Raw genomic sequence first — 17750 nt, forward strand, 5'->3', positions numbered from 1 at the left:
CCGTGGGCTCGCCGGTCAGTCGTAAAGGCTTACGGCTTCGGTCGCTCGCTTTTGCGCACCCGGCCCCTCGGCCTGATAGGCGGCGACGATTTGCGCGATAACCGACAGGGCAAGCGTTGCCGGATCGCGCGTTGCCGGGATCAGCCCGGCGGGGGTCCGGAAATGCTCGAGGGTCGATTCGCCGAATCCCTTCTCGCGTAGCATCCTCAGCCGGTCACGGCGGCTTTGCGCGCCGCCGATGGCGCCCACATGGAGATGCGGTTGCCGCAGCGCCCAGGGGAGCAGGACCTCTTCCCACTCATGGTCGTGGAACAGCAGGATAAAGGCGGTCCAGCGGTCGCCCCGAAGCGGGGGAGGGGCGCGGTGGTCGATCGGCATTGCCGCGATGCCGGCGGCAGCAAGCTCGGCCACGTCTGCCGACGCCGGAGAAACAGCGCGAACATCGGCGCCGAAGAAATGGGCGAGGCGCGCGGTCGCGACCAACGCATCGCCGTGCCCCATCGCGACGATGTGCAGGGACGGAACGAAGGGCCGGAGAAAGCTGTCGCCTGACCAGCCGCATGTTGCGGTGGACCGGGCAGCGGTTATTCCAGCGTCCGAAATAGAGATCGCGGCTGGTTCACGCGCATCGAGGCGGGCAAGCGTTGCGGCGATCACCCGCGGGTCGGGGCGGGGTGTAAACAGCAGGTCGATCCCGCCGCCGCAGGGAAGGCGGATGTCGATATAAGGCGATCCCGCGCCGAAGCGGACGATGCGGCTTTCCCCGGTTGCGAGGATCGACCGCGCCTCGCCGACGATCGCCGCCTCGATACAGCCGCCGGAGAAGGAGCCGCGATAGTCGCCGTCGGATCGGACGACCATCTGCGCCCCCAGCGCGCGTGGCGACGACCCCGCGATGCCGACCAGCGTGACGAGCACGGCGTCTCCGGCAGGCGCGTCGAGCGCAAAGCGCAGGATGTCGGCGGGAGTGATTGCCAGCGGGTTCATTTTGCCGGACAGTCGCGCAACGGAGGAAGCGACATGATCGATCCGGGCGCGGTTGCCGCCATCTTTCTGGCCGCGGGCCGGTCGAGCCGGTTCGGCGCCGCGGACAAGCTGCTCGCGCCGATCGACGGCATGCCCGTCGCGCTTCGCGCGGCGGCGGCGATCGTCGAGCTTGCGCCAGCGCGGCGTATCGCCGTCTGCCCCGATCGTGACGGCGACCTTGCGACGCTGCTCGCGGCACAAGGGTTCGAGATCGTCGCCAACCCGGATACCGATCTTGGCCTGTCGGCCTCGCTGCGGCTTGGCATCGGGGCCGTGGCGTCCGGTCCCGAGAGGGCGGCGCTGCTCTGCCTGGCCGATATGCCCTTCGTGCGCGCGGCGCACCTGCGCGAGCTACTGGCGCGGTTCGATCCCGAAACGGCGCCGGTCGTCGCATCGAGCCGCGATGGCGTGCCGATGCCTCCGGTGCTGTTCGCGCGCGCGGTGTTCGACGAACTGGGTATGGCAACGGGCGATCGGGGAGGGCGCGCGCTTCTTGCCTCGGCGGCGCTGGTTCCGGCAGCCGCCGGCGACCTCGCCGACATCGACCGCCCCTCGGACCTCTCCGTGCGGTAGCAGTCGCGCCGCCGCGTCATGCGATCGCCGGCAGGCGGTCGATCAGCTTGTCGAGTGTGACCGGATAGTTGCGCACGCGAATGCCGGTTGCGTGATAGACCGCGTTGGCGACCGCCGCCGCGACGCCGCAAATCCCCAGTTCGCCGACGCCCTTTGCCTTCATCGGCGACGTCGTCGGATCGACCTCGTCGAGGAAGATCACGTCCTGCGACGGGATATCGGCGTGGACGGGCACTTCGTAGCCGGCGAGGTCGTGATTGACGAAAAAGCCGAACCTCTTGTCGACCGCCAACTCCTCCATCAGCGCCGCGCCCGCGCCCATCGTCATCGCGCCGATGACCTGGCTGCGCGCCGCCTTCGGGTTGAGGATGCGCCCTGCCGCACACACGGCAAGCATCCGGCGCAGACGGATCTCGCCGGTCGCGGCGTCGACCGCCGCCTCGACGAAATGTGCGCCGAAGGTCGACTGCTGGAAGGTCTGCGCGAGGTCGCCATATTCCATCATGTCTTCGGCCACGACCTCCCCGTCGGCCGCCGCCCTGGCGAGCGCGATGCTCTTTCGGCCGGCGTTGACCTTGCCGTTCGCAAAGGTGGCTTTTGCCGGATCGAGACCCAGTTTTTGCGCGATAGCGGTACGCAGCTTGGCGCAAGCGGCATAGACGCCGGCGGTCGAGCTGTTCGCGCCCCACTGGCCGCCCGAGCCCGCCGACACGGGGAAGCGCGAGTCGCCGAGGCGGACCTCGACCTGATCGAGCGGTACGCCCAGCATTTCGGCGGCGGTCTGCGCGATGATCGTATAGCTGCCGGTTCCGATGTCGGTCATGTCGGTCTCGACGATCACCCGCCCCGCGCGATCGAGCCGCACGCGCGCCGCCGATTTTTCGTTGAGATTGTTGCGGAAGGCGGCGGCGACTCCGGTGCCGACGAGCCAGCGGCCGTCGCGGGTCTGGCCGGGCTTCGGATTGCGCGCCGCCCAACCGAATTTGTCGGCGCCGATCCGGAGGCATTCGTTGAGCTGGCGCTGCGAGAATTTGCGCTCGGGCTTCTCGGGATCGACCTGCGTATCGTTGAGGATACGGAAGGCGACGGGGTCCATGCCCAGCTTTTCGGCCATTTCGTCGATTGCGATCTCCAGCGCCATCAGGCCGGGTGCCTCGCCGGGCGCGCGCATCGCGTTGCCTTCGGGGAGGTCGAGGACGGCGAGACGCATCGCGGTCATGCGGTGCGGCGCGGCATAGAGCAGGCGCGTCTGCCCGACCGCGGTTTCGGGGCCGCCGCCCTTGAGGTCGCCCGACCAGCTTTCATGGCCGATCGACGTCAGCTTGCCGTCGGATGTCGCGCCGAGGCGGATGCGCTGGATCGTCGCGGGGCGATGGGTCGTGTTGTTCGCGATGAGCGGACGCGGCAGTGCGACCTTGACCGGCCGACCGGCTGCCCTGGCACCGAGTGCCGCGAGGATCGCGTCGGCGCGGACGAACAATTTGGCGCCGAACCCGCCGCCGATATAGGGCGAGACCAGCCGGACATTCTCCCTTGGAATACCGAGCGTTTTAGCGACGTCGCCGACCGACCAGGCGATCATCTGGTTCGACGTCCACAAGGTGAGCTTGTCGCCGTCCCAGCTTGCGATCGAGGCGTGCGGCTCCATCATCGCATGGCTGTGGTCGGGGGTCGTATAATGTTCGTCGAGCTTGACCGGTGCCGAGGCGAAGGCGGCGTCGAAATCGCCGAAGCTGCTGTCGGGTTCGGTGCCGAAAAAGGCCGGCGGCTTGATCGCCCCGTCGAGTGAACTCGCAAGGTCGAAATTGCCCCTGTCGCGGGTGTACTGGACGCGGACGAGCCCGGCCGCCGCGCGCGCCTGTTCGAAGCTCTCAGCGACGACGATCGCGATTGCCTGATGATAATGCTGGATTTCGGGTCCGCCGAGCAGGCGGGCGGTGTTGAAGTCGCCTTTACCGAGCGTCCCGGCGCTGGCCGCGGTGACAATGGCGAGAACGCCGGGCGCCGCCTTCGCCTCGGCAAGATCCATCGACGCGATGCGGCCCTTGGCGATCGCCGACCCGACAATGAAGCCATAGGCCTGGTTTGGCACGGCGTCGTGGCGTTCATAGGCGTAGGGCGCGGTGCCGCTGGTCTTGAGCGGCCCCTCGATCCGGCTGGTCGGCTTGCCGACGACCTTGAGCTGATCGATCGGATTTTCGGTCGCTGGCGTGTCGAACTTCATCGGTTCAGCCTTTCGCTTGCGCCAGCACCCCGGCGAGCGTGCGCTCGACGAGGGGCAGCTTGTAGGCATTTTCGTGGCTGGTCTTCGCGCCTGCGAGCAGCGCCGAGGTCACCGCCTTCGCGCCGCGCGGCAGCTCCGCATCGGCGGCCTTGACCCGCCACGGCTTGTAACCGACCCCGCCGAGCGCGACGCGGCCGCTGCCGTCGGGCTGGACGACGACGCCGACCGAGATCAGCGCGAAGGCATAGGAGGCGCGGTCGCGGACCTTGTGATAGATATGCGTGCCGCCGACGGGTTTCGGCAGGGTCACCGCAGTGATCAACTCGCCCGGCGCCAGCGCGGTTTCGAGGTGCGGCGTGCTGCCCGGCGCGCGGTAAAAGTCGGCAAGGGCGATGCGGCGCGTCTTGCCCGCCTTGTCGACCGTCTCGACCATCGCGTCCAGTGCCTGCATCGCGACCGCCATGTCGCTGGGGTGGGTGGCGATACAGGCCTCGCTCGCGCCGACCACAGCGTGCAGGCGGCTGAACCCGCCGATGGCGGCGCAGCCGCTGCCCGGCCGGCGTTTGTTGCACGGCTGGTTGGTGTCGTAGAAATAGGGGCAGCGCGTGCGCTGGAGGAGGTTGCCCGCGGTCGTGGCCTTGTTGCGAAGCTGGCCCGAGGCGCCCGCGACGAGCGCGCGCGAAACGAGGCCATAGTCGCGCCGGATGCGCGCGTCGGCGGCAAGGTCGGTGTTGCGCACCATCGCCCCGATCCGCAGCCCGCCATCGCTCGTCGGCTCGATCGTGTCGAGCTTCAACCGGCTGACGTCGATCAGATGGGCGGGGGTTTCGATCTCGAGCTTCATGAGGTCGAGGAGGTTGGTGCCGCCCGCGATGAAGCGCGCGCCCGGCATGCGGGCAAAGGCGGCGGTGGCGGCGGCGGGGGTGTCGACCCGCTCATAGGTGAAGCTTTTCATGCCTTCACTCCCGCGACGTCGATAATCGCGTCGACGATGTTGGAATAGGCGCCGCAGCGGCAGATATTGCCGCTCATCCGCTCGCGCAGTTCGTGCGGCGTGACGGCGGGCGCGGCGGTGAGGTCGGCGGTCACGTGGCTAGGGATGCCGGCCTTGATCTCGTCCAGCACCGCGATCGCCGAGCAGACCTGGCCGGGGGTGCAATAGCCGCATTGATATCCGTCGTGGACGACGAAGGCCTCCTGCATCGGATGCAGATTGCCGGGCTGGCCCAACCCCTCGATCGTCGTGATCCGGTCGCCGTCGTGCTGGACCGCGAGCGACAGGCAGCTGTTGATCCGCCGCCCGTCGACGATGACGGTGCAGGCGCCGCACTGGCCGTGGTCGCAACCCTTCTTGGTGCCGGTCAGGCGCAGATGCTCGCGCAGCGCGTCGAGCAATGTCGTGCGCGTATCGAGTTCGAGCGAGTGCGCGGTGCCGTTGACTTCGAAATCGACCTTCGCGGTCGGCGGGCTTGCCGGAGCCTTGGCGGATTCTGTCTCGGCCATCGCGGGTCTGGCGACCGCCGCGGTGGCGACCGACGCAGCGCCGCCGGCCAGCAGTCCGCGCCGCGAAATGGGAAACTCGTCTGATGGCGCCATATCATGTCCCCGATTGTCTGATGCGCCCGCGGATTGCAGTCCCCGCAGAGCTTTGAGCCATTATGTGCCGGATGGGACGATGCATCGCCGCCCCGCAATCTTTTCGGTGGTGCGCGAACGGTATCATAGGGATGTGCGGTACGGCAATCGGGAGTCTCGCGGCGTCGCCGCTTTTCAGTCCAATGGCAGCTCGGGCACGATATTGACACCGGTTACCTTGTTCTTTATTCCTGCCGCAAACCGATCTCATTCGAGGATGCCGCCATGTTCGATCGCACCTATTACGCCACCCATCCCGCGATGATGGAGGACGTATCGAACGCGGAGCTTCGCGACCGCTATCTGATCCGGAATTTGTTCCGGACCGGCGAGTGCGTTCTCAACTACACCCACGCCGACCGCTTCGTGATCGGCGGGGTTGCCGTCGGCGGCGCGCCGGTCAAGCTGCCGGCGCAGACCGAGCCGCCGTCGGCGGCCGGGCACCCGTTTCTCGAGCGACGCGAGCTTGCGATCGTCAACATTTCGTCTGTGGAAGGCACCATCACCGTCGATGGTGAGGTGTTCACGCTCGGCAACAAGGATTGCCTCTATGTGACGATGGGCGCGAAGGAGGTCGAGTTCGCGGGGCAGGGCGCGCGCTACTATCTGGCGTCGTGCCCGGCGCACAAGGCGTTCACGACGCGCAAGCTCGGCATCGCCGACGCCAATGCGCTCGACCGCGGGAGCCTCGCCGAATCGAACGAACGCACGATCTACCAGCTCGTCATTCCCGGCGTTTGCGACAGCGCGCAGCTCGTCATGGGGCTTACCGTGCTAAAGGAAGGCAGTGTCTGGAACACGATGCCGCCGCATATCCACGAGCGCCGCAGCGAGATCTATTTCTATTTCGAACTCGACAATGTCGAGACCGACCGCGTGATGCATTTCATGGGCGAGGGCGAGGCGACGCGCCACATCGTCATGCAGAATGAGGAAGCGGTGATCTCGCCGCCGTGGTCGATCCACATGGGTGCGGGTACGAAATCCTATGCCTTCATCTGGGCGATGGCGGGCGAGAATCAGGATTATACGGACATGAACGTCCTCGACATCTGTCAGCTGTCGTAAAGAACGTTCCAGTCTTCTTCGTCACCCTGAACTTGTTTCAGGGTCCAGGGCCGGACCCTTCCCAAGTTGCCGCGCCGGATGAGGGGACCGACCATGGATGCTGAAACAGGTTCAGCATGACGAGAGGATGAGACGACCGATGTCATTGTTCGACCTAAACGGAAAAGTCGCCTTGGTCACCGGCGCCAACGCTGGCATCGGACAGGGGATCGCGGTGGCGCTCGCCGAGGCGGGGGCCGACATTGCCGCTGCGGGCCGCACGCCCGCTGACGAGACCGTCGGCAAGGTGCGCGGACTCGGACGGAAGGGCGAAAATTTTGCCGCCGACCTGTCGAGCGTCGGCGCGGTGCAGCCGCTCGTCGATGCGGTGCTCGCCGAATTCGGCCGCATCGACATCCTCGTCAACAATGCCGGCATCATCCGCCGCGCCGACGCGGTCGATTTCACCGAGGACGACTGGGATGCGGTGATGGACACCAATCTCAAGACGCTCTTCTTCCTGTGTCAGAGCGTGGGTCGCCACATGATTGCGCGTATCGAGAAGGAGGGGGGCTCGGGCAAAATCATCAACATCGCCTCGATGCTCACCTTTCAGGGCGGCATCCGCGTGCCGAGCTATACCGCGTCCAAATCGGGGGTCGGCGGGCTCACCAAGCTGCTCGCCAACGAATGGGCGGCGAAGGGCGTGCAGGTCAATGCGATCGCCCCGGGCTATATCGCGACGAACAACACCGCCGCGCTGCAGGCCGACGAGACGCGCAATCGCCAGATTATGGAACGTATTCCGGCGGGGCGCTGGGGCGATCCCGCCGACATCGGCGGTGCCGCGGTGTTCCTCGCTTCCTCGGCGTCGGACTATGTGCAGGGCCATATCCTCGCCGTCGACGGCGGCTGGCTCGCGCGCTAGCATCGCGCCATGACCGCCCGCCTTGTCTTTTTCGGCGAACTGCTGATCCGCCTGACCGCGCCGGGCAACGAGCTGCTGATGCAGTCGCCCGCGCTGTCGCTTCATGTCGGCGGCGCCGAAGCGAATGTCGCGATCGGCCTCGCGCATCTCGGCCACGACTGCGCGATGGTCAGCTCCATCCCACCCAACGCGCTGGGTCGCGGAGCGGTGGCGGCGGTACGCGGCGCCGGTGTCGATTGTAGCGCCGTCACCAGTCACCCCGGGCGGATGGGCCTCTATTTCCTGAGCGTCGGCGCCGGGCTGCGCGCGTCGGAAATCGTGTACGACCGTGCGGGATCGAGCTTCGCGGCGACCGGCCCCGACGATTATGATTTCGACCGATTGCTGGCGGGGGCGGGGCTGCTGCACCTGTCGGGGATCACCCCCGCGCTCGGGCCACGCTCGGCCGAAGCTGCGCTGGCGGCGGCGCGCGCGGCGAAGCGGCTGGGCGTGCCGGTCAGCTTCGACGGCAACTATCGTGCCATGCTGTGGGACGCGTGGGACGGCGATCCGCGTGCGATCCTGTCGGAGTTGATCGGAACCGCGGATATCCTGTTCGGCAACCACCGCGACCTGTCGCTCGTGCTTGAGCGCGCGTTCAGCGGCGAGGGAGAGGATCGGCGGCGGGAAGCGGCCGAAGCGGGTTTTGCCGCCTTTCCGAACCTCAGGCTGATCGCATCGACCGCGCGGCACGCCGTCACCGCCGACCATCATCGCATCGCGGCACGCATCGACCTGCGCGACGCAAGCCACCAGACGGCCGACGTCGATGTGACGGGCATCGTCGACCGCATCGGCGCCGGCGACGCCTTCGCAGCGGGGGTGCTTCATGCGCATCTGTCGGGCGGCGATGCGCGCGCGATGGCGGAAAGCGGACTCGCGCTCGCCTGCCTCAAACATTCGCTGCCGGGCGATGCCAGCCGCTTCGGACAAAGCGACATCGACGCCTTCCATTCCGGGGCGCTCGACGTCCGGCGATAGGGCAGGTCAGCCGCGCGGCGGCGCGACCGACTGGCGTTCGATGAAGGTCGACGGCATCACCGGATTTTCATCGTCGGCCGCCTTGGCGCTGGAGCCGAGGAAATCGGCAACGAGCGTGCGCGCGGCGCGCGATCCCATCTCGCGGATCGGCCAGCGCACCGTGCTGAGCGCAGGCCAGATATGCGTCGCGGTTGGCGAATCGTCGAAACCGATGATCGACAGGTCTGCGGGAACCGACAGACCCTTGCCATGCGCAACGCTCATCACGCCTGCTGCCATTTCGTCGTTCGACACGAAAACGGCGGTCGGCGGTTCCTTGAGCGACAGCATCGCCTCGCCCGCCTCGACTCCCGCGGTGTAGCGATAGTTGCCGGGCGCGTAGAGTTCGTCGGGAAGCGACAGGCCCGCCGCGGCGAGCGCCGCGCGGAATCCCTCTTCGCGTTCGGCGGCCGAGCGGAAGCCGGCGGGGCCGCGCACGAAGCCGATGCGGCGGTGGCCAAGCGCGATCAGCTTGCCGACCGCCTCGGCGACGACCTCGCGGTCGTTCGACGACACGCAATGCCCAGCATCGTCGAGCGGCGCCGATCCGACCCGGACATAGCGCACGCCCAGATCCTCGCAGAGTTTCGCAAGATCGTCATTCTCCGAAATCGGCGGCAGCAGCATCGCGCCGATCGGGCGCTGCTTTTCGAGGAACAGGCGCACGTCGTCGAGCAGCTTGTCCGAGCCGCGATCGACCGGGCGGACGAGCAGCGCGAGATCGCTGTCCTTGATCGCGTCGAGAACGCCCTGCTGGAAATTGAGCACCGTCTGCGCGTTCGGATTGTCGTGGAGCAGCGCGATGAGGAAATTGCGGCGAAAGGCGAGCGCACGCGCCTGCGGATTGGGAACGAAGCCGAGCGTTTCGATCGCCTGCTGCACCGACTTGCGGGTTTTCTCGCTGATGAACTCGGACCGGTTGATGACGCGGCTGACCGTCTTTTTCGAAACCCCCGCGAGCGCCGCGACATCGTTGATCGTCGGTTGCTTGCCACCTTGTCCGCCCGCGCGTGCCGCCATGATAACGCTTTCTCTCCACCGCGCCGCGTACCTGAAGCGCCAAGCCCCGTTTTTGGCCGGTACCGTCCCTAGTGAAGGCTTGGCCACGCAAAATCAACCGCGGCCACGGCTATTCGCTTGCTTTTGACACCGGTGTCTTTTAGAGCATTCCGCGGAAGAGGGATATCACAAAGATGCCGGCAACGAACGAACAGCAGAATATCGCCAAGGCGTTTCTCGCGGCGCGTCAAAAAAAGACACCGCTTACCTCGTATCCCGGCACGATGCCCGCGAGCATGGCGGAGGCCTATGCGATCCAGGATGCGGCAATCGCGTCCGACGGGCGCCGTGTCGGCGGCTGGAAGGTCGGCCGCATCGCCACCGAACTGGTCGGCACCTATGGCGACAACCGCTTGACCGGCCCCATTTTCAGCGACGAGATTTTCGACGGCAGTGCGGGGCAGCGCCCCGTAATGCCGGTCTATGCCAACGGTTTTGCGGCGGCCGAGGCCGAAGTCCTGCTGCGTCTGGGCGATGTCGGCACGCGCGATTATGACATGGATTCGGTGAAGGATTGCATCATCGAGGTGCGCACCGGCATCGAGATCGCAAGCTCGCCCTTTCCCGCGATCAACCAGCATGGCCCGGCGGTCACGGCCTCCGACTATGGCAATAACAAGGGGCTGATCCTCGGCCCCGCGATCCCCGGCTGGCGCGATGCCGACCTGATCCGCATGCCCGTCGAATTTTTCGTCGATGATGCACCGGTCGGCGCCGCGACGATGGAAACGATGCTCGACGGTCCGTTCGGATCGGCGCTTTTCCTGATCCGCACCCTGCGCGCGCGCGGTATCGCGATCACCCCCGGCACCTGGGTGTCGACCGGGGCGATCACCGGAATCCATGAAATCCGGCCCGGCCAACGGGGCGATGCGCTCTTTGGCGGAGAAATCCGCGTCGGCTGTGCAATTACAGGATAAGAGACAGACCAGCGGGAGAGATATATGGCAGAGGCAATCGCGGACGCAGGCGCCGTACCGCGGACGGGTCGCTATCGCTGGCTGATCGTGGCGGTGCTCTTTGCCGCGACGACGGTCAACTATATCGACCGCACCATGCTCGGCCTGCTCGCACCGACGCTCGGCGACGAACTCGGGTGGAGCGAGAACGACTATGGCAACGTCGTCACCGCCTTTCAGGCCGCCTATGCGCTCGGCTTCCTGCTCATGGGCTGGCTGATCGACCGCTTCGGGCCGAAGATCGGCTATGGAATCGCGATCGCGATCTGGACGATCGGCCATGTCGCGCACGGCTTCGCTTCGTCGGTGGTCTCCTTCATGATGGCGCGCGTCATCCTGGGGGTCGGCGAGGCGGGCCATTTCCCCGCGGTCGTCCGCGCGTCGAGCGAATGGTTTCCGCAAAAGGAGCGGTCCTACGCGATCGGCTGGGTCAACAGCGCGACGACGATCGGCGTGATCCTGACCGCCCCGACGATCGCGCTCTTCATGCGTATCCTCGGCTTCGACTGGCGTGAAACCTTCATCGTCACCGGTGTGTTCGGCGTCGTCTTGCTGCTCCTGTGGCTCTGGCTCTACAGCAATCCGCGCGAGAGCGGGAAGGTCAGCACCGCCGAGCTCGCGTGGATCGAGCATGACCCGCCGGAGAAGATCGAGCGGCTCGGCTGGGGCGCGGTCGTCACCAAGCGCGAGGCATGGGCCTATGCTCTGGGCAAGTTCCTGACGGACCCGGTCTGGTTCCTGATGCTCTTCTGGTTGCCGAAATATTTCAGCACGACCTATGACGTCGACCTGAAGGTCGTGCTGCTGCCGATGGTCGTCATGTACCTGCTGTCGGACGCCGGCAGCATCCTGGGGGGCTGGGTGTCGTCGAAGTTGATCCATACGGGGCACAGCGTCAATTTCGCGCGCAAGGCGACGATGCTGGGTGCGGGATGCTGCGTGCTGCCGCTGCTGTTCGTCTCGGGGCTCGACAATATGTGGCTCGCGGTTCTCCTCATCGGGATCGCGCTGGCGGGGCATCAGGCCTTTTCGTCGACGATCCTGTCGATCCCGCCCGACATGTTCCCGAAACGCGCAGTCGGTTCGGTGGTCGGGCTCGGCGGTTTCGCGGGCGGTATCGGCGGAATGATCATGGCAAAGTCGACCGGGCTGGTGCTCGATGCGACGGGGGGCAATTACACCATCATCTTCGCTGCCTGCACGGTGGTCTATTTCCTCGCGGTGCTGGCAATCCACCTGCTCACCCCGCGCCTTGCGCCCGTTGCAATAGAGAGCGAAGCTGCCGCGGCATGACGCGTCCGCTGACCCTGCATCCCGACCGCCTCTTTCCGTCCGATCCGGGGCAGCGCGACATTGCGCGCCGATTGTACGCGGAGGTGGCCAGCCTTCCGATCATCAGCCCGCACGGGCACACCGACCCAAGCTGGTTCGCGGATAACGCGCCCTTCGGCAATGCGGCGGAGCTGCTGCTGCATCCCGACCATTATCTGTTCCGGATGCTCTATTCGCAGGGCATATCGCTCGATGCGCTCGGCATCGGCAATCGCGACGCCGATCCGCGCGAAAGCTGGCGGTTGTTCGCCCGCAACTATCATCTTTTCCGCGGCACCCCTTCGCGAATGTGGATGGACTGGGTGTTCGCCGAGGTTTTCGGTTTCGACGTACAATTTTCGGCCGAGACGTCGGACCTTTATTACGACCGCATCACCGAGGCGCTGGCGACCGACCCCTTTCGCCCGCGCGCGCTGTTCGACCGCTTCGGGATCGAGGTGATCGCGACGACCGAAAGCCCGCTCGATACGCTGGATCATCACGCCGCGATCCGCGCCGCCAATGCGAGCGGCGAATGGAGCGGGCGTATCATTACCGCCTATCGCCCCGATCCGGTGGTCGATCCCGAGTTCGAGCGCTTCCGCGACAATCTTGCGCGCTTCTCCGAGCTGTCGGGCGAAGATGCCTTTAGTTACGCCGGTTATCTTGCCGCGCACCGCAATCGCCGCGCCTATTTTGCGGCGATGGGTGCGACCTCGACCGACCATGGCCACCCGACTGCAGCGACCGCCGACCTGTCGGACGCCGAGGCCGAGGCGCTGTTCGCGCGCGTTACGGGCGCCGAGGTCAGCCCCGCCGATGCCGAGCTGTTCCGTGCCCATATGCTGACGGTGATGGCGGGGATGAGCCTCGATGACGGGCTCGTCATGCAGATACACCCCGGCGCGTTCCGCAATCACAACTCTTGGCTGTTCGAGCATTATGGCCGCGACAAGGGCGCCGATATCCCGACGGGCACCGATTATGTCCATGCGCTGCGTCCGCTGCTCGGCCGCTATGGCAATGAGGCGGGGCTCACGATCATTCTCTTCACCCTCGACGAGACAAGTTACGCGCGGGAGCTGGCGCCGCTCGCGGGCCATTATCCGGCGCTGAAGCTCGGCCCGGCGTGGTGGTTCCACGACAGCCCCGAGGGGATGCGCCGGTTCCGCAGCCAGACGACCGAGACGGCGGGGTTCTACAATTTGGTGGGTTTCAACGACGACACGCGGGCTTTCCTGTCGATCCCGGCGCGCCACGATGTCGCGCGGCGTATCGATTGCGGCTTCCTTGCCGGACTCGTCGCCGAGCACCGGATGGAAGAATGGGAGGCGGCCGAGCTTGCGATCGACCTGAGCTACAATCTCGCCAAGGCCGCGTACAAGCTGTGAGGCTGTCGGCGCAGACGCCGCTCCCTGTGTCGGTGCAGGTGCCGGACTATGACCGCGCGGATCAGAAGCCGGGAATCGTCCATATCGGCATCGGCGCGTTCCACCGCGCGCATCAGGCACTCTATACCGACGCTGCGATGGGGACCGGCGACCGCGACTGGGGCATTATCGGCGTATCGCTGCGCTCGGGCGACGTCGCCGCACAGCTGAACCCGCAGGACGGGCTCTATACGGTGAGCAGGCGCAGCGCCGCAGGAACCGCCCTGCGCCTGATCGGTGCGGTGCAAAAGGTGATCGTTGCGGCCGATGATCCGCAGGCGGTTGTCGATGCCATTGCCGCGCCAACGACGCACATCGTCAGCCTTACCGTCACCGAGAAAGGCTACATGCGCCGCCCCGGCGGTTCGCTCGATCTGGACGCTGCTCGGGGGTCATCGAGCCTCTACCGCTTCGCCGGCGCCGGTCTGGCGGCACGCAAGGCGGCTGGCCTGACCGGCCTGACCCTGCTCAGCTGCGACAATCTCACGGGCAATGGTGCGGCCTTGCAGACACTGATGCGCCAGTATCTCGCCGCCGAACATCCCGATCTGATCGATTGGTTCGACCGCGAATGCCGTTGCCCCGCGACAATGGTCGACCGCATCGTTCCCGCGACAACCGACGCCGATCGTGCCGCCGTCGAAGCGGCGCTCGGCGTCCGTGACGAGGGCGCGGTCATCGCGGAAGACTTCAGCCAGTGGGTGATCGAGGATGATTTTGCCGGCCCGCGCCCGCGCTGGGAAGCTGTCGGCGCCGAACTGGTCGCCGACGCCGTGCCCTATGAGACCGCAAAGCTGCGGATGCTCAACGGCGCCCATTCGGCGCTCGCCTATATCGGGCTGGGTAGGGGGCATGAATTCGTCCATCGGGCGATCGCCGACCCCGCGATTCGCCCGGTCATCGAACGGCTGATGCGCGTCGAAGCCGCACCGACGATCGACGCGGCGCGGGGGCAGGATCTTGGCGCCTATGCCGATGCGCTTCTCGATCGTTTCGCCAATCCGGCGTTGCATCACCGGCTGATCCAGATCGCGATGGACGGCAGTCAGAAGATTCCGCAGCGCTGGCTCGAAACGCTGGCGTGGCATCAGGCGCGGGGCGGGCGTTGCCCGGCGCTGGAGACGGCGGTCGCCGCGTGGATCGACCTTCTGCGGAGCGACCGCCCGATCGACGATCCGCTCGCCGCGCCGCTCAAGGCAGCGGCAGCCGGCGCCGATGCGGTACAGCGGATATTCGGGCCGTCTGGACTGATCGCCTCGCCCTGGCGGCCCTAGGGTCAGGACCCCTTCATTCCACGTTCGAGGCGTCGAAATGGCGAAGATATCGGGCCTGGGCGGGTGCAGCGGGTAGCATCGCTACCCGCAAGGTCGCGCGAGCCTGAGATCGAAGCCATTTCGGCGTCCCTGCGGGATTTGACCGATTTTGCCCATGGCTTCGTCGAAAAGTCTCGAAATATTGACATATTCCTTCGCCTTTTCTCCTCGCCCTGAGCAAAATCGCTTCAAACCTCGAACGTGGAATGAATGGGCCCTGACCCTAATCCATGTCTTGCTCGGTTGGCGCCGCCGCAAGCGTCGAAGGGGGATTGCCATCGAGCGCCCGCCGCAGCCGGTCGCGGTCGAGCGCATTGTCCCAGCGCGCGACGACGACGGTCGCGACGGCGTTGCCGATGAAATTCGTGAGGCTGCGGCATTCCGACATGAAGCGGTCGACGCCGAGGATCAGCGCCATGCCGGCGACCGGGACCGACGGCACGATCGACAGCGTCGCGGCCAGCGTGATGAAGCCCGCGCCGGTGACGCCCGCGGCGCCCTTCGACGAAATCATCGCGATCAGCAGCAGCGCGATCTGGTCGCCGAGCGACAGGTCGACGTTACACGCCTGCGCGATGAAAAGCGCGGCGAGCGTCATATAGATGTTGGTGCCGTCGAGATTGAACGAATAGCCGGTCGGCACGACCAGCCCGACGACCGACTTTGCGCAGCCCGCGCGCTCCATCTTCTCCATCAGGCTCGGCAGCGCGCTTTCGGACGACGAGGTGCCGAGCACCAGCAGCAGTTCGGCCTTGAGGTAGCGGATCAGCTTCAGGATCGAGAAACCCGCGAGCCGCGCCGCGGCGCCGAGCACGACGAGCACGAAGATCAGCGAGGTCAGGTAAAAGGTCGCGACCAGCCCGGCGAGATTGGCGAGCGATTCGATGCCATATTTGCCGATGGTGAAAGCCATGGCGCCGAACGCGCCGATCGGCGCCGCGCGCATCAATATCCCGACGAGCTTGAAGACCACCAGCCCGACGCGTTCGAACAGGTCGCGCACGGGAGCGGCCGGTTCGCCGACCATCGACAGCGCGATGCCGAACAGGATCGACACCAGCAGCACCTGCAGGAGCGATTCCCCCGTCAGCGCCGAGATCAGCGTGGTCGGGATGATCGCCATCAGGAAATCGACGATGCTGTTGTGCGCCGCCTTCTCGACATAGCCGCTGACCCCCGCGGTATCGAGCGTCGCGGGATCGACATTCATGCCGGCGCCCGGCTGGACCGTATTGGCGACCACCAGCCCGACGATCAACGCGAGTGTCGAAAAGAAGAGGAAATAGATGAAGGCCTTACCCGCGACGCGGCCGACCGAACGCAGTTCGCTCATCCCCGCGATACCGGTGACGAGAGTCAGGAAGATCACCGGCGCGATGATCATCTTCACCAGCTTGATGAAGGCGTCGCCGAGGGGCTTCAGCGCTTCGCCCGTCGCCGGCCAGAAATGACCGATCAGCGCGCCGAAAAAGATCGCGGCGAGCACCTGAACATAGAGGTGACGGTAAAAAGGCTTGGCCTCGGCCGGCGGCTGTCCGGTTTGATCGATCGTAATAGCGGCCACGCGTGATACCCTCCCGAGCGCGGCACTTTGCCGCCGCTGCACATCCCGCGCAAGACGCGCCATGACCAGGCCGCGCGCTGCCCGATCGAGCCGGAACCAGACGGTACGGAAGCGTTGGCCAGTGCGCTGCCTGTGGGCAGCGTCGGGTCAGTGCGCTGCCTGCGGGCCGCGCACGACACCCGACTGTTCGAGCTGGTCGTCGATCGCCGCGATCAGCCGTTCGAGCGCCGCTTCGTCCTTCGCCTCGGCACGCGCGACAAGCACGTCCTGCGTGTTCGACGCGCGGAGCAGCCACCAGCCGTCATTCGTCATAACGCGCGCGCCGTCGGTGCGGTCGACATTGGCACCCGCGCTGCTCAGTCGCTGGAGAACCTCGTCCACAATGGCGAACTTGCGCACCTCGTCGACCTGGAAGCGCATTTCGGGCGTATTGACCATCGCCGGCATGTCGCCGCGCAGTTCGGTCACGCTCTTGCCCAGCTTGTGCGCCGCCTCGATCAGCCGCACCGCGGCATAGGGCGCGTCGTCATAACCGTAATAGCGGTCGGCGAAGAAGATATGCCCGCTCATCTCGCCCGCCAGCGGACTGCCGGTTTCCTTCATCTTCGCCTTGATCAGGCTGTGGCCGGTCTTCCACATCAACGGCTTGCCGCCCATTTCGGCGATGCGGTCGAACAGCGCCTGACTCGCTTTCACGTCGGCGATGATCGTCGCGCCGGGAATCTCCTGAAGCGCGGCCTCGGCATAGATCTGGAGCAGCTGGTCGCCCCAGATTACGCGGCCCTGACCGTCGATCGCGCCGATGCGGTCGCCGTCTCCATCGAAAGCGACGCCGAAATCGAGGCTCTTCTCCGCGACCAGCTTGCGCAGGTCGGCCAGATTGGCCTCGACCGTGGGATCGGGATGGTGGTTGGGGAAATGGCCGTCGATGTCGGTAAACAGAAGATGATGCTCGCCCGGAAGCCGCGCCGCGAGCTTTTCGATCACCGTGCCCGCCGCGCCGTTGCCGGCGTCCCAGCCGATGCGGAAGGCGCCGCCGGCGAAGCCTGCGACGAGACGGTCGACATAGGCGTCGACGATGTCGATGCTCTCCGACGTGCCTTCGCCCCCGGCATCGACGGCTTCCCAGTCGCCCGCGGCGGCGATTTCGCCGATCCGCTGGATGTCGGCGCCGAAAAAGGGACGCCCCTGAAACACCATCTTGAAGCCGTTATAGTCGGGGGGGTTGTGGCTGCCGGTTATCTGTATGCCGCCGTCCACATCCTCGGTTGAGGCGGCGTAATAGAGCATCGGCGTGGGGCCGAGCCCGACGCGCAGCGCGTCGATGCCCGCCGCGTTGATCCCCTCGACCAGGGCAGCCTCGAGCATCGGCGACGACAGGCGCCCGTCATAGCCCACGGCGATCCGCTTGCCCCCCGCACGCTTGATTAGCGTCGCGAAGCTGCGCCCGATCGCATAGGCGTCGGCCGCCGACAGCGTGTCGCCGACCACCCCGCGGATGTCATATTCGCGGAGCATCGAGGCGTGAAATATATGGGTCATCGGGTGTTGGCTCGCTGGCTTGTTTCGGTAATCGCCGGATTGCCTGCCATCGCGACAGGTCGATGACAAGTCACTGCCAA

The 17750-nt window shown here is 66.1% G+C and carries 15 protein-coding genes; 8 read left to right on the forward strand and 7 right to left on the reverse strand.

Annotated features, from left to right (window positions below):
* Positions 1–15: 15 nt before the first annotated feature.
* Positions 16–987 (reverse strand): XdhC family protein, encoded by a 972-nt coding sequence (locus tag QOL68_RS03955; protein ID WP_282947132.1) that lies wholly within the window; start codon positions 985–987, stop codon positions 16–18.
* 33 nt (positions 988–1020) lie between these two features.
* Here QOL68_RS03955 and QOL68_RS03960 point away from each other — a divergent pair, with 33 nt between their 5' ends.
* Positions 1021–1599: a nucleotidyltransferase family protein gene (locus QOL68_RS03960; RefSeq protein WP_282947134.1), complete on the forward strand. Its 579-nt coding sequence runs from the start codon at positions 1021–1023 to the stop codon at positions 1597–1599.
* 16 nt (positions 1600–1615) lie between these two features.
* Here QOL68_RS03960 and paoC read toward each other — a convergent pair whose 3' ends face one another.
* The 3 genes from paoC to paoA are packed head-to-tail and all read right to left on the reverse strand — an operon-like array spanning position 1616 to position 5419.
* On the reverse strand, positions 1616–3823 hold the full coding sequence (gene paoC, locus QOL68_RS03965) for an aldehyde oxidoreductase molybdenum-binding subunit PaoC (RefSeq protein ID WP_282947136.1): 2208 nt from the start codon (positions 3821–3823) through the stop codon (positions 1616–1618).
* Between the two features lie 4 nt (positions 3824–3827).
* Positions 3828–4778 (reverse strand): FAD binding domain-containing protein, encoded by a 951-nt coding sequence (locus QOL68_RS03970; protein ID WP_282947138.1) that lies wholly within the window; start codon positions 4776–4778, stop codon positions 3828–3830.
* Positions 4775–5419, reverse strand: coding sequence for an aldehyde dehydrogenase iron-sulfur subunit PaoA (paoA, locus tag QOL68_RS03975; RefSeq protein WP_282947140.1), 645 nt, complete (start codon positions 5417–5419; stop codon positions 4775–4777). The genes QOL68_RS03970 and paoA overlap by 4 nt, the downstream gene beginning before the upstream one ends.
* Positions 5420–5683: 264 nt before the next feature.
* Between paoA and kduI the strand changes: the two genes are divergently transcribed.
* From kduI to QOL68_RS03990, 3 genes are all read left to right on the forward strand, one after another.
* On the forward strand, positions 5684–6526 hold the full coding sequence (gene kduI / locus QOL68_RS03980; protein ID WP_282947143.1) for a 5-dehydro-4-deoxy-D-glucuronate isomerase: 843 nt from the start codon (positions 5684–5686) through the stop codon (positions 6524–6526).
* 139 nt (positions 6527–6665) lie between these two features.
* Entirely contained in the window at positions 6666–7433 is a 768-nt protein-coding gene (gene kduD, locus QOL68_RS03985; protein ID WP_156416548.1) for a 2-dehydro-3-deoxy-D-gluconate 5-dehydrogenase KduD, read from the forward strand.
* Positions 7434–7442: 9 nt separating this feature from the next.
* The gene (locus QOL68_RS03990) at positions 7443–8453 is read left to right on the forward strand and encodes a sugar kinase (RefSeq protein WP_282947146.1); all 1011 of its coding nucleotides are present in this window, start codon (positions 7443–7445) and stop codon (positions 8451–8453) included.
* A 6-nt stretch (positions 8454–8459) separates the two neighbouring features.
* On the opposite strand, the gene QOL68_RS03995 is transcribed toward QOL68_RS03990, so the two are convergent.
* Entirely contained in the window at positions 8460–9512 is a 1053-nt protein-coding gene (locus QOL68_RS03995; RefSeq protein ID WP_204993948.1) for a LacI family DNA-binding transcriptional regulator, read from the reverse strand.
* 173 nt (positions 9513–9685) lie between these two features.
* Here QOL68_RS03995 and QOL68_RS04000 point away from each other — a divergent pair, with 173 nt between their 5' ends.
* From QOL68_RS04000 to QOL68_RS04015, 4 genes are read left to right on the forward strand one after another with little or no spacing between them, the layout of a single operon-like run.
* Positions 9686–10471: a 2-keto-4-pentenoate hydratase gene (locus QOL68_RS04000; RefSeq protein ID WP_282947148.1), complete on the forward strand. Its 786-nt coding sequence runs from the start codon at positions 9686–9688 to the stop codon at positions 10469–10471.
* A 24-nt stretch (positions 10472–10495) separates the two neighbouring features.
* Entirely contained in the window at positions 10496–11803 is a 1308-nt protein-coding gene (locus QOL68_RS04005; RefSeq protein ID WP_282947150.1) for an MFS transporter, read from the forward strand.
* Positions 11800–13212: a glucuronate isomerase gene (gene uxaC, locus QOL68_RS04010; protein WP_282947152.1), complete on the forward strand. Its 1413-nt coding sequence runs from the start codon at positions 11800–11802 to the stop codon at positions 13210–13212. Before QOL68_RS04005 ends, uxaC begins: the two co-directional genes overlap by 4 nt.
* Complete coding sequence (locus QOL68_RS04015; protein ID WP_282947154.1) at positions 13209–14525, forward strand: mannitol dehydrogenase family protein; 1317 nt, start codon at positions 13209–13211, stop codon at positions 14523–14525. Before uxaC ends, QOL68_RS04015 begins: the two co-directional genes overlap by 4 nt.
* Positions 14526–14787: 262 nt before the next feature.
* Here QOL68_RS04015 and QOL68_RS04020 read toward each other — a convergent pair whose 3' ends face one another.
* Together QOL68_RS04020 and pgmG are read right to left on the reverse strand one after the other, a co-directional pair.
* Positions 14788–16128 (reverse strand): dicarboxylate/amino acid:cation symporter, encoded by a 1341-nt coding sequence (locus tag QOL68_RS04020; RefSeq protein WP_502957372.1) that lies wholly within the window; start codon positions 16126–16128, stop codon positions 14788–14790.
* Between the two features lie 147 nt (positions 16129–16275).
* Positions 16276–17670 carry a phosphoglucomutase/phosphomannomutase PgmG gene (pgmG, locus tag QOL68_RS04025; RefSeq protein ID WP_282947157.1) on the reverse strand — a complete coding sequence of 465 codons (1395 nt, stop codon included), beginning with the start codon at positions 17668–17670 and terminating at the stop codon, positions 16276–16278.
* Positions 17671–17750: the final 80 nt, after the last annotated feature.

The organism is Sphingopyxis sp. Geo25 (assembly GCF_949769135.1).
Taxonomy (GTDB): domain Bacteria; phylum Pseudomonadota; class Alphaproteobacteria; order Sphingomonadales; family Sphingomonadaceae; genus Sphingopyxis.

Excerpts from the sequence above, each read along its gene's own strand:
- QOL68_RS04000 (WP_282947148.1), top strand. The coding sequence starts at position 9,686 with ATGCCGGCAACGAACGAACAGCAGAATATCGCCAAGGCGTTTCTCGCG.
- QOL68_RS03955 (WP_282947132.1), bottom strand. The coding sequence starts at position 987 with ATGAACCCGCTGGCAATCACTCCCGCCGACATCCTGCGCTTTGCGCTC.
- uxaC (WP_282947152.1), top strand. The coding sequence starts at position 11,800 with ATGACGCGTCCGCTGACCCTGCATCCCGACCGCCTCTTTCCGTCCGAT.
- QOL68_RS03995 (WP_204993948.1), bottom strand. The coding sequence starts at position 9,512 with ATGGCGGCACGCGCGGGCGGACAAGGTGGCAAGCAACCGACGATCAAC.
- paoC (WP_282947136.1), bottom strand. The coding sequence starts at position 3,823 with ATGAAGTTCGACACGCCAGCGACCGAAAATCCGATCGATCAGCTCAAG.
- QOL68_RS04005 (WP_282947150.1), top strand. The coding sequence starts at position 10,496 with ATGGCAGAGGCAATCGCGGACGCAGGCGCCGTACCGCGGACGGGTCGC.
- QOL68_RS03970 (WP_282947138.1), bottom strand. The coding sequence starts at position 4,778 with ATGAAAAGCTTCACCTATGAGCGGGTCGACACCCCCGCCGCCGCCACC.
- QOL68_RS03960 (WP_282947134.1), top strand. The coding sequence starts at position 1,021 with ATGATCGATCCGGGCGCGGTTGCCGCCATCTTTCTGGCCGCGGGCCGG.
- paoA (WP_282947140.1), bottom strand. The coding sequence starts at position 5,419 with ATGGCGCCATCAGACGAGTTTCCCATTTCGCGGCGCGGACTGCTGGCC.
- kduI (WP_282947143.1), top strand. The coding sequence starts at position 5,684 with ATGTTCGATCGCACCTATTACGCCACCCATCCCGCGATGATGGAGGAC.
- QOL68_RS03990 (WP_282947146.1), top strand. The coding sequence starts at position 7,443 with ATGACCGCCCGCCTTGTCTTTTTCGGCGAACTGCTGATCCGCCTGACC.
- pgmG (WP_282947157.1), bottom strand. The coding sequence starts at position 17,670 with ATGACCCATATATTTCACGCCTCGATGCTCCGCGAATATGACATCCGC.
- kduD (WP_156416548.1), top strand. The coding sequence starts at position 6,666 with ATGTCATTGTTCGACCTAAACGGAAAAGTCGCCTTGGTCACCGGCGCC.